The organism is Pseudomonas sp. F2 (genome assembly GCF_057174385.1).
Map to the genome: position 1 here is coordinate 1623468 of NZ_CM169904.1, position 15715 is coordinate 1639182.

General features: G+C 58.7%; 19 protein-coding genes. 10 read left to right on the forward strand and 9 right to left on the reverse strand.

Translation table 11 applies throughout. The features are described from left to right. Nucleotides 1–196 precede the first annotated feature (196 nt). On the reverse strand, nucleotides 197–799 hold the full coding sequence (locus AC193Q_RS07090; protein ID WP_483879349.1) for a terminase small subunit: 603 nt from the start codon (nucleotides 797–799) through the stop codon (nucleotides 197–199). Nucleotides 800–1014: 215 nt separating this feature from the next. On the opposite strand from AC193Q_RS07090, the gene AC193Q_RS07095 reads away from it, so the two are divergent. After that, nucleotides 1015–1215 (forward strand): KTSC domain-containing protein, encoded by a 201-nt coding sequence (locus AC193Q_RS07095; protein WP_483879350.1) that lies wholly within the window; start codon nucleotides 1015–1017, stop codon nucleotides 1213–1215. Nucleotides 1216–1352: 137 nt separating this feature from the next. On the opposite strand, the gene AC193Q_RS07100 is transcribed toward AC193Q_RS07095, so the two are convergent. From AC193Q_RS07100 to AC193Q_RS07125, 6 genes are all read right to left on the reverse strand, one after another. Then, on the reverse strand, nucleotides 1353–1685 hold the full coding sequence (locus tag AC193Q_RS07100; protein ID WP_098963871.1) for a phage holin family protein: 333 nt from the start codon (nucleotides 1683–1685) through the stop codon (nucleotides 1353–1355). A gap of 529 nt (nucleotides 1686–2214) precedes the next feature. Then, the gene (locus AC193Q_RS07105) at nucleotides 2215–2574 is read right to left on the reverse strand and encodes a PA0613 family protein (RefSeq protein ID WP_401278914.1); all 360 of its coding nucleotides are present in this window, start codon (nucleotides 2572–2574) and stop codon (nucleotides 2215–2217) included. Then, nucleotides 2567–4786 (reverse strand): VapE domain-containing protein, encoded by a 2220-nt coding sequence (locus AC193Q_RS07110; protein ID WP_483879351.1) that lies wholly within the window; start codon nucleotides 4784–4786, stop codon nucleotides 2567–2569. Before AC193Q_RS07110 ends, AC193Q_RS07105 begins: the two co-directional genes overlap by 8 nt. Continuing rightward, nucleotides 4776–5000, reverse strand: a complete 225-nt coding sequence (locus tag AC193Q_RS07115; protein WP_008080171.1) for a TraR/DksA family transcriptional regulator — start codon at nucleotides 4998–5000, stop codon at nucleotides 4776–4778. Before AC193Q_RS07115 ends, AC193Q_RS07110 begins: the two co-directional genes overlap by 11 nt. Continuing rightward, nucleotides 4993–5511 (reverse strand): phage regulatory CII family protein, encoded by a 519-nt coding sequence (locus AC193Q_RS07120; protein WP_009049401.1) that lies wholly within the window; start codon nucleotides 5509–5511, stop codon nucleotides 4993–4995. Before AC193Q_RS07120 ends, AC193Q_RS07115 begins: the two co-directional genes overlap by 8 nt. Before the next feature lie 319 nt (nucleotides 5512–5830). Next, nucleotides 5831–6088 (reverse strand): hypothetical protein, encoded by a 258-nt coding sequence (locus tag AC193Q_RS07125; RefSeq protein ID WP_483879352.1) that lies wholly within the window; start codon nucleotides 6086–6088, stop codon nucleotides 5831–5833. A 76-nt stretch (nucleotides 6089–6164) separates the two neighbouring features. Here AC193Q_RS07125 and AC193Q_RS07130 point away from each other — a divergent pair, with 76 nt between their 5' ends. From AC193Q_RS07130 to AC193Q_RS07170, 9 genes are all read left to right on the forward strand, one after another. Continuing rightward, nucleotides 6165–6887, forward strand: a complete 723-nt coding sequence (locus tag AC193Q_RS07130) for a LexA family protein (protein WP_145598525.1) — start codon at nucleotides 6165–6167, stop codon at nucleotides 6885–6887. A 272-nt stretch (nucleotides 6888–7159) separates the two neighbouring features. Continuing rightward, the gene (locus tag AC193Q_RS07135) at nucleotides 7160–7750 is read left to right on the forward strand and encodes a hypothetical protein (RefSeq protein WP_483879353.1); all 591 of its coding nucleotides are present in this window, start codon (nucleotides 7160–7162) and stop codon (nucleotides 7748–7750) included. 10 nt (nucleotides 7751–7760) lie between these two features. Beyond that, nucleotides 7761–8042, forward strand: a complete 282-nt coding sequence (locus tag AC193Q_RS07140; protein ID WP_008080166.1) for a phage antirepressor KilAC domain-containing protein — start codon at nucleotides 7761–7763, stop codon at nucleotides 8040–8042. Beyond that, a complete protein-coding gene (locus AC193Q_RS07145) occupies nucleotides 8029–8208 on the forward strand; it encodes a hypothetical protein (RefSeq protein WP_483879354.1) in 180 nt (59 codons plus the stop codon). Before AC193Q_RS07140 ends, AC193Q_RS07145 begins: the two co-directional genes overlap by 14 nt. Then, nucleotides 8201–8581 (forward strand): pyocin activator PrtN family protein, encoded by a 381-nt coding sequence (locus AC193Q_RS07150; RefSeq protein ID WP_483879355.1) that lies wholly within the window; start codon nucleotides 8201–8203, stop codon nucleotides 8579–8581. The genes AC193Q_RS07145 and AC193Q_RS07150 overlap by 8 nt, the downstream gene beginning before the upstream one ends. After that, nucleotides 8578–9045: a hypothetical protein gene (locus AC193Q_RS07155; RefSeq protein ID WP_483879356.1), complete on the forward strand. Its 468-nt coding sequence runs from the start codon at nucleotides 8578–8580 to the stop codon at nucleotides 9043–9045. The genes AC193Q_RS07150 and AC193Q_RS07155 overlap by 4 nt, the downstream gene beginning before the upstream one ends. Nucleotides 9046–9327: 282 nt before the next feature. Next, nucleotides 9328–10521 carry a tyrosine-type recombinase/integrase gene (locus AC193Q_RS07160; protein WP_483879357.1) on the forward strand — a complete coding sequence of 398 codons (1194 nt, stop codon included), beginning with the start codon at nucleotides 9328–9330 and terminating at the stop codon, nucleotides 10519–10521. Between the two features lie 20 nt (nucleotides 10522–10541). Further along, on the forward strand, nucleotides 10542–12128 hold the full coding sequence (locus tag AC193Q_RS07165) for an ABC-F family ATPase (RefSeq protein ID WP_041064399.1): 1587 nt from the start codon (nucleotides 10542–10544) through the stop codon (nucleotides 12126–12128). Between the two features lie 278 nt (nucleotides 12129–12406). Further along, nucleotides 12407–13594 carry an MFS transporter gene (locus AC193Q_RS07170; RefSeq protein WP_047294715.1) on the forward strand — a complete coding sequence of 396 codons (1188 nt, stop codon included), beginning with the start codon at nucleotides 12407–12409 and terminating at the stop codon, nucleotides 13592–13594. Nucleotides 13595–13714: 120 nt separating this feature from the next. Here AC193Q_RS07170 and AC193Q_RS07175 read toward each other — a convergent pair whose 3' ends face one another. Both AC193Q_RS07175 and AC193Q_RS07180 read right to left on the reverse strand, forming a co-directional pair. Beyond that, on the reverse strand, nucleotides 13715–14752 hold the full coding sequence (locus tag AC193Q_RS07175; protein ID WP_041064406.1) for an alpha/beta hydrolase family protein: 1038 nt from the start codon (nucleotides 14750–14752) through the stop codon (nucleotides 13715–13717). A gap of 238 nt (nucleotides 14753–14990) precedes the next feature. Beyond that, on the reverse strand, nucleotides 14991–15602 hold the full coding sequence (locus AC193Q_RS07180) for an FMN-dependent NADH-azoreductase (RefSeq protein WP_121185717.1): 612 nt from the start codon (nucleotides 15600–15602) through the stop codon (nucleotides 14991–14993). Nucleotides 15603–15715: the final 113 nt, after the last annotated feature.

Sequence of the window (15715 nt, forward strand, 5' to 3'; positions counted from 1 at the left end):
CATTACGGAAGCCCCGACAGAGGTTGAAATGACCACTTTCAGAAACTGAAGATAAGGAGACAGATTATAATCTGTTGTCTCTGGCGATCAGCAGAGCCCTCAAGACGGATCACGCGAAGCTGCTTGAGGCTGAAAGCAGACCGCCAAATAGCCAGCTTCTTGGCGTCGTTGTCACGGGACAGGTCCACAGATACTTTTAGCATTCACTCAATGCAAATCCAAAGTCGTCACTGGACACTTGAGCGGCTTCGTTAAGCCGCTGGCGCAGCGCAGCCGTTAGCTGCCTCTCTACCTCCCATGGATCAGATAGAGCAGCGAGCTGAGGCGCCAATTGAGGCGACAGGCTCATCAGTGAATGATTGAGCGATCGCGCCGTTTCATACGCCGCCTTCTGCACAAAACTGATTTCCACCAGTTCTCCCTGTGCTTTGCGAAACTCCATCTCCGCCATCCGCGCCAGGTAATGCTCTCGATGCGCTCGCGCTTTCTGAAAGTCTGGAGTCTGCCCTTGCGCAGGATCAGCGGGCGGCGGCGCAGCCATTTTAGTCGGCTCGGATTGGGCTGCGACGTGACTGTACACATCACGCTGAAGCCGTTCCCGTTGGTGGCGAGCAGCGACGGCAGCCTTGCTTGGGTCGGCTGTCTCGCGGATCAACGCTTCGGTGGCCAGCACGTCGACCTGCTTGCCATTGGGCGACAGCACCAACCGGCCATTCTCTTTCAGCCAGGTGATGTAGCTCGGTGATCGGCCGATGTGCGCAGCGAAGGCGCTCTTTGACAGGTACGTAGCTGTACTCATAAGCCCTCCTTTTCAGCGGCTTTTCAATGAATCCTTTCAAGATTTCAGTGGATTGAAATTTCAGTAAGCTGGCGGGCCTTCCGCTAACGCGATCCCGCGGGTTTCCGACCCCGTGTCCTTTGGAAATCCCCAGGGTCCCCGGCGCCGTTTGGCGGACCGCAGATCCTTGCAACTCGGCTAGTATCCGATGGCGTTCCGTCAGCAGGAGAGAAGTCATGGAAATGATTGCCGTGTATTCAAGGGCGATAATCGCTATTGGCTACGATGCTGGCACGAAACAGATGAGGATCAGCTTTCATCAGGGACACTCCTACGATTTCTTCGATGTACCCTTAGCCATACACAACGGGTTGATATCCGCTGTATCCAAGGGCGCCTACTACAACCAACACATACGTGATCGTTATCAGCGCTGAGCTGCCCCTGCCGTTTGGAAAGACGGACATCCCTGCGCAGGTTTCAGCTAGAGAGATTCCGCGAGTTCGATAACCCGTGTAGGGGGCGGCCCTCAGGGAGGACCCGTGAAATCTGCCCCCTACCCGGCCTGCCCGGCTCATGCCTTCGGCTCGGCCTCGCTCAGGTCCAGCCGCTTGGCCACCCAGCGCTCGTACAAGCCGATGGCGACATCGGCGCCGGCCATCGCGGTCAGGCAACCCAGGGCGCCCGCCGTCCAGATCGACAGGCCCGCGCCGAACAACAACATCATCGCCGACACCCCGCAAACGATGCAGGCACCGGATCGAAGTGCAAGGCGGCGCAGTAACGCCCAACCTCGTGCCCCATCCTTGTCAGCGCGCCACATCTCGCCGGACACACCGCCAACCAGTGACAGGACAATCACCAACCAGATCGGCATCTCTGCCAGTGCCTGTTGCTCGTTCGTCATGGCCCTGCCCCTTAAACAAAAAGACCCGGCTCAATGGCCGGGTCAGGTGGTGGGTGGCCTGCCGCGCCTTGCGGTCGCACCCATCGAAGATGGCTCCTTTTTACAGGTCGATTCTGGTGGCAGCAAGCCCGTTTTAATGCCATCCGGTGAATGTGTGGCTTACGTCCGGTGAACGGCTGGCGAATGTCGGTGAATATCTTTCCCGGCTGTCTTTTGCTTTTCTGGCGTCCCATGCGTCCCACTTCTCCAAAACAAGGTGGGACGTCTGAAAGCCCCGCAGATTGGGGCTTTGCCCCACCGTCCTACTTTTCTTTCTCTTTTCTCGTGTATAGAGAGAAATTTAAAAAGCACGCGTGCGCGTAAACGCGCGTACCTGTACCCGCTACGCACACACGGGCGGGAGGCATGAAAAAGGTGGGACGGTGGGACAGCCCAACAACGACGCGGCCTGCGCCCGTCTCACCACTGCAAAAAGCGGTGGGACGGAGGCAGGCCGGTGGGACGGCGCAAGCCAGAGTAATGCCCACGATCAAGCCGCTTCCCCCAGGAGGAAGTGCTCGACCACGATGTGGGCGTCATGCAGGCGCTGGTAGTAGAGGTTGCGTGTGCAGCCACTCTGAGCCAGACGCGCAGTCAAGGGCGCATCAGGCTGGAAGTAATGCACCCGCACCACCGTCATCAGCTCGGGATCGAGGCGTTTCTTGACGATGCGCTCGATGTCCAGAGAAGCCTCCAGCGGCACCCTGCTCCCGCGCCTGCCGCGCACCAGCTGACCGCCGCTCTCCATCATCATGGCGACCATGTTGCCGCCCGAATAACCGGCGGCGACCTCGTCGCTATGCAGCTCCTGCGCCCATTGCTTGAGGGCCATATCGATTGCCTTAATCATCGAAGCACGGCTCCTCAAACGCAGGTTGCTCCAGCGCAGGCGCCCTGCCCCAACCCTCCGGTTTCTTGTAAGCCCAAGGCCGCTGGCCGCTCTTGCTCAGAGCGCCCAAACGGAACCGTCGCCACCCCAGTCGATGCAGAATCGCACCCACGCGCATCTGCTCCGGTTTGCCCCAATGACCGGGATCGAGCTTGAGCGCCTGACTCATCACTTCACTGCCAGTGGTGGTCTCGCCGATCTGCGACTCTTCGAGCCAGGTCAAGATGGGCGTCTCCCATTCGTCCACCACAAAGCGTTCGTCCTGCTCCTCGCTGAACATTGGCGCCTCCTCTCGCGTCACCCACCAGAGATCACCGGCCTCAAAGCAGAACATCGCTTCGGCCCACAACTGGTCGCGGATCTCGCGCAGCAACGCCACGTCGACCTTGGTACAGGCCACCGGCCAATAACGACGGTTGCCGGTGGCGTCCTTGAGGTACTCGTCCTGGTTGGTGGTACCGACGAAGACACACTGGCGTGGCACGTCCAGGGTTCTGCGGCCATAGCTCTCGCGGTAGGTGTCGGTCGAGGCCGAGAAGAACTGCTTGGCCTTGGTACTTTCGGCCTTGTTGAAGCTATCCAGCTCGCCCAGCTCGACGATCCACTTGCCACGAATCGCCTGAAAGCCGTCCTTGTCGCCAAGGGCAAACGGCGTGTCCATGAACCACTCACCGCCGAGCACGCTCATGGCGGTCGACTTACCGGCGCCCTGCACGCCTTCGAGGATCATCACTGAGTCCGCCTTGCAGCCGGGCTTCATCACCCGTGCCACAGCCGAGATCATCCAGCGCTTGCCGACCTTGGACGTGTAATCGGTTGCCTTCACCCCCATGACATCGGTCAACCAGCGCTCCAGGCGCGGCACGCGATCCCATTCGAGTTTCTTCAAGTACTCGCACACCGGGTGAAACGCGTGGTCGTGAGCCACGACACTGACCGCCTCAATCACGTGCGAGGACTTCACACGCAGGTTGTACTGCTGCGCGAGCCACTTCATCACGCGCACGTCATCGATGTCGGCCCATTCGCCGGTACCGCCGCCATAAGGCGCAGCACGCAGCTTGACGATCTTCGAGCTGAAGGCGCAGTAGCTGATTACCCCAGCCCAGCGTTCATCGTGAGCGAGGATCAATTCGACGTTCTGCATGTGCGCGATCAGGGCGCCGCTCTCGCTGCGAGCCAGTTGATCTTTCCAGCCACCGGCGGCAGGTGGACGGACCACAGCGAGCACTTGGCGGCGAACCGCGTCGAGGCCTTCGGCGACGTGCAGGTCGTTGAAGTCGGTCCACTTGTCGTGACGCTCGACCGAGAAGATCGGCGCGACCACCTGGGCACCGACGATCAACGCAGCATTGCTCGCCTTCTCCTCGCCAGGGTTCCAAGCATCGCCATTAGGCTTAGTGGTTTTCCAATCGTCATCGCGGCAGATGATCAGCGGGCAGCCGGCAAAGCGTTCGCGCATGACCTTGCACACGGCCAGCAAGTTACCCGCATCGAAGGCCACGGCCACAGCGAGCGACGTCGCCATGTGCAGGCTGGCGCCGGTGGCGTAACCCTCGCAGACCAGCACCGGTTCGCCCGGTACCGGGTGCGGACCGAGCAGGTGGAATGTGCCCTCCTTCGCCATGCCGTAAGGCCAGTAGGATTTGTCGCGACCGGTGTCTTCTTGCTTGTTCGGGAAGATCACCTGCAGGCCCATGATCTGATCGCGAGCGTTCTTCATCGGCACCAGTACCGCACCAGTGCGCGGCGCGTAACGGACATTGATACCAACGATCTGCTTGCGGTCCAGGTAATCGCTACGCCCGGTGGTCGGCATGCGCTCGAACAAACCCTGCGCCCTTTTCGCGGCCCGTCGCGCAGCGTTATTCGCGATTTCGGCGGCGCGGCGCTTGGCTTCTTCCTGGCGAGCGCGCATCACTTCGCGCTCCTCGGAGGACATGCGACCGGCCTTGACTTTGATCTTCTGTGTCTCGCCCGAACGCCAGTCACCGAAGGCGCCGAAGATCAGGGTGTCGCCCTTCTCCGTGCGCTGCTCGTGGACCACGTACCAGCCGTTCTTTTCCTTGCCCTTGTCCTGCGATGTCTTACAGCGGGTCAGCTTGCCGAACACCAGCGGTTGCGCTGGCTCCAGACCGTAATCGGCGAATTGGCCCAATACCTCATCGAGCATGCTGAATCCCCCGCTCAGAGAGGGATTGGCAGCTGATGCACTGCGAGCAACCCGGTTGAGCCAGGCGGCGCGCTTCCGGGATCGGGTCGTCACACGCTTCACAGAACAGCAAGGAATGGGCAGCGCTTTCGGCTTTGGCAGCGCTCCGCGCGGCCATGGCCTGATCGATGCGTTCCTGCACCAGATCGTTGGCGAAATCGGCGATGTCAGCCACGGTCAGCACCTCTTGTCGTCTGGTTGACGTAGGTGGCGCGGTTGAACAACCCGAGCAGCCCTTGAATGCCCCGGAACACCTGCAGGCGAATCGCCGCCAGTTCCTGATCAGTCACCACACCGTCGCCGATGCTCTTGGCCCAGGTCTCGGCCAGATCAGCGACCTGGCGGAAGTATTCGGCGATACCCGTGGTCAGGGTTTCAGGCATGTCGTTGGTGTAAGTGTCGGCCAGCTCCTGCCAGATCGTGTCACCGACCAATGCATGCACCGCATCGAGAATGCGGCGGTCCTTGGTCAGTTCGAGGATCTCGCCGAACTCCTGAATGTTGATGGAGTGACTCGGGTGGGTCGGCGACAGTTTGTGCTGCAGCGTGGTCGGGTTACGACCGGTCGTGGCAGCGATGGCAGCAGCCCCGCCCGGGTAATCGCGGGCAGCGTGGTACAGCGCTAAGTCGAGCGGCAGGATTTCCCGCTGCGCCCGTTCCAGAGAACTGAGAGCGATACGGCTCATGGCATTAATCCTAAAAGTTGCCAGTGCCGCGCGACAGAAGTTGGTGATACATTTGCCGCGTGGTCTGGAGAGGCCCAAAGCCGGCTAGGTTCGTAAGACCAACACCGGCACCGTGCCGGGACGAACAATCCGTTGTTCCCCCCTGGCGCAACAGCTGCCAGCTCTGTGGTAAGAACGGCAGCAACACCAAGGCTTCCGAGCCTTGGAAACGCGATGAAAGTCGGCGGCATGTGGTGTGCTCGCCTTCCGACATCGCGACCCGACCGCATTGTGGTGATGCTATCGGGAGGAACTGGGCGACCCTAGGGTCGCCTTTTTTCTATGCCGCTTTCTGCGGAGCCGATTTTCCAAGCAACCAATCAGCGTCGAATGGATTGCCTTTTTCTCGTGCGGCCGCAGCAAGCAGCCTTGCGTACTCCGTCTCACCGGTGTAATCGGTGCGTGGTAAGGAAGCTGCTAGCCTCCACTTATTGAGTGCTTGATAACTGCGTCCACACGCGCGTGCCGCTGCTCCAATACCGCCAACAGCCTCAAAGGCGAAGGCAATGGCGTTAGGGAAACTCTGTGGGTCTAACATGAATGCCTCCTTTCAACTGACGGTTGATAATAATGTTCAACTGACAGATTAGCAATCATTATGTGACTATCAACCTATGATTGATAAAGAATCCGAAAGACTTATGTTTGCCGAGCGGCTAAATTCCGCACTCGACGCCAATGGCATTCGCCAGCGTGGCCGAGGGGCTGACATCATCAAACAGCTCAGTTCCAAGGGAGTCGTAAAGACACCCCAGGCCGTTAGCAAATGGCTCAACGGAGCAGCTATTCCTGAAATCGATAGTTTGACTGCACTATCCGCGTGGCTGGGTGTGCGGAGAGAATGGCTTGAGCATGGAGTCATGCCGGTTTTTCCTCATGAAACAGGCAATCAGCAAGCAGTGCATGACGAGAACGTTATCGCTCTGACTTCAAGCATGAACAAAGTACCGTTGATTTCTTGGGTTCAAGCCGGCGCATGGTGCGAGATAGCACCCACCGTCGAACTGCTACATGCCGAACAATGGGTGCCCTGCCCAGTAAATATCAGTAGATCGGGGTACGCGCTTCGCGTTGTGGGGGACTCAATGACGAATACCGGCCCGGGTCGCAGTTATCCTGAGGGTTGCATCATCTTTGTCGATCCCGATCTTGTAGTGAACAATGGCGATCGCGTGATTGCTTCGCTGCCGAGTAGCAATGAAGCCACATTCAAGGTTCTTGTGAAGGATGCAGGAAAGCACTATCTGAAACCTATCAACCCGCAATACCCCATCATTGAGATGACTGACGACATGCAGATTTGCGGAAAAATCGTGGGGGCGTTCACTCCTGAATGAACACACGAAACTGAATTTTCACCTATCAGTTGTTGACTTAGTTTAACCGTTGGTTGATATTTGCCTCACTCTTTACCACAGAGCGAGGCAATACCTATGCGCACCACCGCAACGTTGCATGTCCATCCGGCATGCGTCAGCAATCGCAAACTAATCGAACAGCTGCAGCTCGCCACGGGCTGTCTGGTCGTCATTCATAACAGCAAACCCAAGCTTGTTGCCAAGTCCTGCCAGCCCTCTCCTAGCGATCCAAACGGTGGAGGGCACGCGGCATGATCAAATACAAGCTCGACAACCGCACCCTGCAGTTGCTCAACGCCCAGGTCAACCTGACCGAGACCTTCAACCACGTCCTGCGCACAGCACCAAAGCGTGAATGCCTGTCATTCCGTCTCAAGGCTGAGCGCGGAACAGTGGAAAGCACTTTTGTCGTCGAGCTGGGCAGTGAACGCCACACGCTGACCCTGCAGAATGACAAGAAGATGCACCTAAAGCTGGCCGACTTTATTGAAGAGATTGCCAACGGTCCGTTCGACGCGAGCAACTCCAGCGACCTGGTGCATCTCCCGCATGCCGATCGTCAATACGGCCGCTTTGATGTCCAGGACAAGCAGCGCGTGTTCGAACTGGTACACACCGGCGGCGTGCTGAGCCTCGACATGGGTTTTGAACTTCCCCTGCATGTGGCGCTGCATCGCACTCATACACGCCGCGGAGTCACCGCCATCTTGAGCATCGGCAACAAAAGCCCGCATACGCGCTGCTTCACCTTGTATGACCCCGATGCCGAGATCTACGCAAGGCTCATTGAGTCCATCAACCACCTTGCTGCAGCGGCCACTCCTGCTGCGCACGCGGCATGAGGAGGACGATATGGAACGCACCCTCGCCCAAGCAGCCACACAACTCGGCCTCACTCGCCCCAAACTGATCGCTCTCATGCGGGAGAAAGGTTTACTCAAGGGAAACCTCCCGGCGGACCCGAAGCGCGACAAAGCCTACCTGCGGGTCAAGGACAGCCCCTGGTATGACGAAAAATGCGGAATGCAGTACAGCCAGTCGACTCGCGTCATGCAAGCCGGCATCCGCTGGTTGGCCGAGCAGTTGGACATCGATCTACCCGCCATCCCGGCAGACCGCCGTGACGTGGCCTAGGGAGTACGCCCGCCAGATCGTTGCCATGCGCACCCGCGAGGAGCGCAATGCCGCGCTCCTCGAAGTGCCCGAACATCTGCGCGAGCTGACTAAACGCCACTGCCTGAATGCCTGGAACCACCCGGCACGACAACAACGCAAGGAGGCTCGACAAGGCCATGAGTAACGCTGCACAAAATCCGCTTCGCCTGCATCCAGCACCTGAATCCAGCACCGTCGAAATGCTCTATCGCACCTTCGGAAATGTGCTGATCCCTCTGGAAAAAGTGCGGGAGGCTTATTTTCGTAACCTGAACTCACAGTTGTTCGTGACTGAGATCTACAACGGCAGGATTCAGCTTCCGATCACCACGATCGACGCCAGTCGCAAGGCACTCAAATACGTTCACATTCGGCACATGGCCTCGTTGATCGACATCTGCGCCTACAAGGCTGATGAAGACATGCAGCGACAGCAGGACGACGAGCTTGATGCTGCCCCCACACCACTGACGGCTGCCACCACCTGCCAACGACAATCCCAGGAGCACACCACATGATGACCCCAACACAAATCAGTGCACTCATCATCCTGATAGTTCTCGCCGCTCTGCTGCTATGGGGCGGTTACATCATAGGCCGCAGTGATGGTCTGAAGACTGGCCTGCGCGAAGGTGAAGACATCCAACGCGCCGCAAGTGCCAAAACCATCCGCGAGCTTCAGGCCTCCCTGCAGTTTATTCGGGCTGATCACACGCGTCTGACACACGCCTGTAAACGACTTGAAGCAGGTCCACTCTTCGGCCCGGCCGAGCACCAGACGCTGGTCGATATCGGCGAGCTGCTGCGGATCGCCACCGAAACCTTCAGCGCCTTTCGTACCGGCAAGAAGCTCGAACGTGATGCCCGATGTCTGCGCGAGCAAGCGCTCGCAATGGCGGCGCAACTGCAACCAGGAATTCAGGGCAACTCAGTGGGACAAACACTCGGTACCGCCAACCAATTTACTGTGGAGGCTGCGTGATGGTTACTTCTGCCTCAATCGCAAGGGACGGAACGTCCCACCCCGGGTTCGTAGGAAGAAGCGCCTTACTCACAAAGACGGGAGGGTTAAAGAGATGACGAATAGCAGTTTGGAATCCATACCTCACCCTGACGTAGATAAGGTCTCTGAGGAAGTTATGGCCCATTTTTTAGGCATTTCGTCTAGGGCTCTTGCGACGCGCCGCGCGAGAAAACAGATTCCGGAAGGGGTCTGGAACAAGCAGGGACATCGAATTTTGTATAGCAAAAGAAGGTATGAGGAATGGCAAGAAGCACAATGGATTTGCCCAGTGGAGTGGAACTCTTCCGCAAATCCCTCAGGATTCGTTTTACTTGGAACGGGGTCCGCAGATGTGAAACGCTCCCCTACCCCGCGACGCAAAAAGGCATTAAAGCTGCATCCCAACTACGCGATCAAGTAAAGAGTCTGATCAAGCTCGGCCTCCTGGATGATACCAAGTACGCCGAGCTGTTCCCCGAATCGGCCGTTATGCTGAACAGCATTCCAACCTTTCACGAGTACGCCCAGCTTTGGCTTGATGGTCGAGTCATCACAACCGGCACGCGCAACAACTACAAAGGTGCACTGAATCTGTACTGGATTCCGCCGCTGGCACTGATCCGAATAGACCAAATCACCACCGCACTCCTTCGCCGCATCATTGCGGCCACGGAGTGGACATCGCCAGGAGTTCGGCGTAACGCCCTGGTCAAACTATCGACGATTCTGGAAGCGGCAGTAGCTGAAGAGTTGATCAAGAGGAACCCCGCCGCGACGATAGACCGCCCCAAACGCTCGCGAAAGGAGATCAGCCCGTTCTCCTTGGATGAAGCGAACCGCATCATCGCCCACCTGTACCAAACAACCCACTGGCCCAGCGGAATCTATGCCGCATTCTTTGAGTTCGCATTCTTCACTGGCCTTCGACTGTCGGAAGTCGCGGCGTTGCGCTGGGATGCTGTCGACCTGGTGAAACGCCAGGTACATGTCTGCCGCACTGTAGCGCTTGGCCTCGTCGAGGAGCGAACCAAGACCAACAAGGACCGCTTTGTTCTGCTGAATGAACGAGCGCTGCACGCGCTCAAGTTCGCCCGTCAGTACGCAGAGCGTCGTGCAAACGGCATCGGCAAGATCAAAACCACGCCCTACGTGTTCCCGCCCTCGAAGAACAGCGAGTACATCAAGCAAACGTCGGACCTGCACAAACAATGGAGGCCAGCACTGAAGGCTTTAGCTCTGCCTCATCGGCCGCCGTACAACTGCCGTCATACTTATGCGACAATATGCTTAATGTCCAACATGAACCCCGCATTCATCGCTCAGCAGCTTGGCCACAGCGTCCAAATGTTGCTGACGACGTATGCGCGTTGGCTCAACTCAAGCTCAGACTGGGGGGAGCTGGAAAAGCTCCAGATTGGTATCAAATCGGTATCAGGTAAAAAAGACCAGCTCTAACCCATTGATAGGTAAGGTAATTGATCTCCACAGCTAACATCACGATGCAGTTCGGCGCCAAGCCGCTCTTCGAAAACGTTTCGGTCAAATTCAACGGCGGCAACCGCTACGGTCTGATCGGCGCCAACGGTTGCGGCAAGTCGACCTTCATGAAAATCCTCGGTGGCGATCTCGAGCCGTCCGGCGGTCAGGTCATGCTCGAGCCGAACGTACGCCTGGGTAAATTGCGTCAGGATCAGTTTGCCTACGAAGAATTCACCGTGATCGACACCGTGATCATGGGTCACGAAGAGTTGTGGAAGGTCAAGGCCGAGCGCGATCGTATCTACTCGCTGCCGGAAATGAGCGAAGAAGACGGCATGGCCGTGGCCGAGCTGGAAACCGAGTTCGCCGAGATGGACGGCTACACCGCCGAGTCCCGTGCCGGTGAACTGCTGCTGGGTCTGGGTATTCCACTGGAACAGCATTTCGGCCCGATGTCTGAAGTGGCGCCAGGCTGGAAGCTGCGGGTCTTGCTGGCTCAGGCACTGTTCTCCGATCCGGAAGTGCTGTTGCTCGACGAACCGACCAACCACCTGGACATCAACACCATTCGCTGGCTGGAATCGATTCTCACCGTGCGTAACAGCACCATGATCATCATTTCCCACGACCGTCACTTCCTCAACAGCGTGTGCACCCACATGGCTGACCTGGACTACGGCGAACTGCGTCTGTTCCCGGGCAACTATGACGAGTACATGACGGCCGCGACCCAGTCCCGCGAGCAACTGCTGTCGGACAACGCCAAGAAGAAAGCCCAGATTGCCGAACTGCAGACGTTCGTCAGCCGCTTCTCGGCCAACGCCTCGAAAGCCAAACAGGCCACTTCCCGCGCCAAGCAGATCGACAAGATCCAGCTGGCCGAGGTCAAGCCATCGAGCCGTGTCAGCCCGTTCATCCGTTTCGAACAGACCAAAAAGCTGCACCGCCAGGCCGTGACGATCGAGCAGATGTCCAAGGGCTTCGACGGCAAGACCCTGTTCAAGAACTTCAGCTTTACCGTGGAAGCCGGCGAGCGCGTGGCGATCATCGGCCCGAACGGCATCGGCAAGACCACGCTGTTGCGCACCCTGATGGGCGAGCTGACGCCCGACGCCGGTTCTGTGAAATGGACCGAGAGCGCGGAGCTGGGCTACTACGCTCAGGATCACGCCCACGATTTCGAAGACGATGTCAGCCTGTTCGACTGGATGGGTCAATGGACGCAGGGCGAGCAAGTGATTCGTGGCACCCTGGGTCGCATGCTGTTCTCCAACGACGAGATCCTCAAGTCGGTCAAGGTCATCTCCGGCGGTGAGCAAGGTCGCATGCTGTTCGGCAAGCTGATCCTGCAAAAGCCGAACGTACTGGTGATGGACGAACCGACCAACCACCTGGACATGGAATCGATCGAGGCGCTGAACCTGGCGCTGGAAAACTACCCGGGTACGCTGATCTTCGTCAGCCACGACCGTGAGTTCGTATCGTCTCTGGCCACGCGCATCATCGAGCTGAGCCCGAACGGCGTGACTGACTTCAGCGGCACTTACGATGACTACCTGCGTAGTCAGGGTGTGGTGTTCTAAAGATAGCTGCGAGCTTCTTGCTCCAAGCTTCAAGCGAAAGCCCTGTCGGTGTGACAGGGCTTTTTGCATTTCAAGGGATCGTGATTTTGTGCTGCGAAGCCCTTCGCGAGCAGGCTCGCTCCAACGGGAATCGCGTTCCAAATGTGGGAGCGAGCCTGCTCGCGAAGAGGCCCTCAAAAACACCACCGACTCCAAGTAAATTAGTTAGCCTGCTTCCTTTTATTTCAGCACCCAGCCATGATGCCGATTCTCCCACCGCCGCCCGCGAACGAGTCCACATGTCTGCGCAGCAACAGCCTTTGCAAAGCTCACTGGCGATCACCCTGCAGATCGTCTCCATCGTTTTCTATACCTTTGTCGCCTTCCTGTGCATCGGTCTGCCGATTGCAGTGTTACCCGGCTATGTTCACGAGCAACTGGGGTTCAGCGCGATCGTTGCCGGACTGGTCATCGGCTCGCAATATCTGGCCACGTTGCTCAGTCGACCGATGGCCGGGCGCATGTCGGACACGCTGGGCACCAAACGGGCGATTGTGTATGGCTTGTCGGGGATTGTGCTCAGCGGGCTGCTGACGCTGATTTCGACGCTGCTACAGGATTTCCCGGTGCCGAGCCTGATTATCCTGATCATCGGTCGGCTGCTGCTTGGCGTTGCACAGGGTTTGATCGGCGTCGGCACCATCAGCTGGTGCATGGGCCAGGTCGGCGTGGAGCACACGGCAAGGTCGATCGGCTGGAACGGCATTGCCTCCTACGGCGCGATTGCGATTGGCGCGCCGCTGGGCGTGGTAATGGTTGCCGACTACGGCTTTACCAGCCTGGGCATTGCCCTGTCGGTACTGGCGGCGGCCGCTCTGGTGATCATCCGTAATAAACCCTCGGTACCGGTGGTGCGCGGCGAACGGCTGTCTTTTTGGGCAGTATTCGGGCGCATCGCACCGTATGGGGCCAGTTTGAGTCTGGCGTCGATCGGTTACGGCACGCTGACCACCTTCATCACCCTTTATTACCTCAACCGTGGCTGGAGCGGCGCCGCGTATTGCCTGACGGTATTCGGCGTGTGCTTCATCCTGTCACGGCTGCTGTTCATTTCGGCGATCAGCCGTTTTGGCGGGTTTAACTCGGCCATTGCCTGCATGAGCATCGAAACCCTCGGCCTGGTGCTGCTGTGGCTGGCACCGTCGACCACGTTCGCTTTGATCGGCGCGGGGCTGGCCGGGTTTGGCTTATCGCTGGTGTATCCGGCGCTGGGGGTCGAGGCGATCAAGCAGGTGCCCAGTTCCAGCCGTGGCTCGGGGCTGGGGGCTTATGCAGTGTTCTTTGATCTGGCACTGGCGATTGCCGGGCCGTTGATGGGCGCGGTGGCGCTGAACCTGGGGTATGCGTGGATTTTCTTCAGTGCGGCGCTGTTGTCGGTGCTCGGGCTGGGGTTGACCTTGTTGCTCAAGCGCCGGGCGATGAGCTGAAAAACGAAATCAAAAGATCGTCCGATCGCGGCCCGAGCCTTCGGCAGCGCCTACAAAAATCCACGGCAGGAGCTGCCGAAAGCTGCGATCTTTTGATCTTTGATCTTTGATCTTTGATCTTCATTGATCCGCGGTCTGCATCCCCGCCCGGCTCGGCCTGCCCAGCGTGCGCGAGAAAAACTGTCCGGCTTCGGAAATCAGGTTGCGGTGGATGTCTTCGCGATCCACGCCGTCAGCGTCGGTGCACAGCGCCGGCATGGCGCGGATCTGCTCTTCGTTGCACGGCGCCATGAACACAAAATGCCCTGCCCCGGCCAGCAATTTGAAGTCCGGCGCGGTCGGCAGTTTGCGCGCCAGCGCCGCGGCGTTTTTGTCGAACGCCACCAGTTTGTCGCCATCGCCGCTGTACAGCAGCACCGGCACATGCACGTCCGCAAGGGTATGACGGCCAAATTTGAGGCTCAGCGGCGCCATCAGCAACAGCGCATGCACGCGCGGATCGGCCACCGGTTGCAAGTCATCACGATCGACGATCAGTTCGCCCTGAGTGTTGCAGGCGTCACGGTCGTCCGGGCGCTCCTGACAGTACCGGCGCAGGCGATCCAGATCCGGCTGCGCGCCAGAGAGAATCAACGCGGTTTCGCCACCGGCCGAATAGCCGATCACCCCGACCTGATCGGCGTTGACGAACGGCGAGAGCATCGGGTCGCCAAGGGTGGCGGTGATCGCTTCGGAAATCTGGATTGGCCGCCCATACAGATTGCTCAGGGTACCGAGGCGACTGTGGTCTTTGGAGTTGTCGCCGGGATGAATCACCGCGACCACCACAAAGCCCTTGCGTGCCAGCGAGGTGGCGAGGTCATGCAGCGCCAGCGGCGTGCCCGTGTTGCCGTGGGACAGCATCAGCATCGGGAAACGACCGATGGCAACCTTGGTGTCGGCGCCCGCCTCGACGGTGTAGCCCTCAAGCAGACTGCTGTGCTCACGGTCGCTGGAGGGATAGAAGGCGATGGCGCGCATCGGTTGCAGATCCAGCGGATCGAGGAACGTCATCTCGTGGTAACCGACACTCCAGACAGGGTGTCGCCCGGGCGCGGCATGCACTGAACCGAGGCTGCCAAGCAGGCAAATCAGTAACGTTGCACAAAGACGCATCATCGGATGGCCCACCCTGTGTTACTCAATCGAAAGATCCTTTGTGTTCCGACACGCCCGTAACCCTGAGGTTCGGTGATCCGGCGTGGCGTTGCACTCAGACGTTGATCGTTTGACTGCATAACCCGGGCCAGATTATGCAACAGTCTGAAACAAAAAACTCCGCACCTGGCCCTTGCAGAACCAGAATACAGAGTTTTTTGAGGCGCTACCTGAACGGCAGCTGGTCTTTACGCAATGCTTACGCGGCGGCGAACAGTTGCTCGCTGATCTTCGCCTGAGCGGCGCTCATCGCGTTGTTGCGCACTTCATCACCGTAGGCCAGACCTTCGGCACGGACGATTTCAATGTCGGTGATGCCGAGGAAACCGAGTACCAGCTTCAGATATTCTTCGTGGGCGATGCCGCTCGCCTGGCCGGCATGGATGCCACCGGCGGTGGAGACGATCACCACTTTCTTGCCACCGCACAGGCCTTCCGGACCCGCTTCGGTGTAACGGAACGTCTGGCCGGCAACGGCGACGCGGTCGATCCAGGCCTTGAGCTGGGTCGGCACGGTGAAGTTGTACATCGGCGCGGCGATGACGATGGCGTCGGCAGCGATGAATTCGGCCAGGGTCGAAGCGCTCAATTCGGCTTCGTGCTGTTGCGCGGCGTCGCGCAGTTCAGCGGTGGTACCGGCAGCCACCAGAGTGGTCGACGAGAAGTGGCTGATGGCGTCGGCGGCCAGATCGCGGTAGGTCACCACGGCCGCAGGTTCTGCGGCTTGCCAGGCTTTGACGACCTGGCTGCTCAGCTGACGGGAAGCGGAGTTGTCGCCCAGAATGCTCGAATCGATGTGCAGCAGTTTCATGTGGAATCTCCTGGAAAGAATCGCCGGCGGCGACGGAATGGAGACAATCCTACGGAAGAAACCAATAGCTGATTAGCCGCCGACAATGCGATAGTTCGTCCCACTGATAGAAC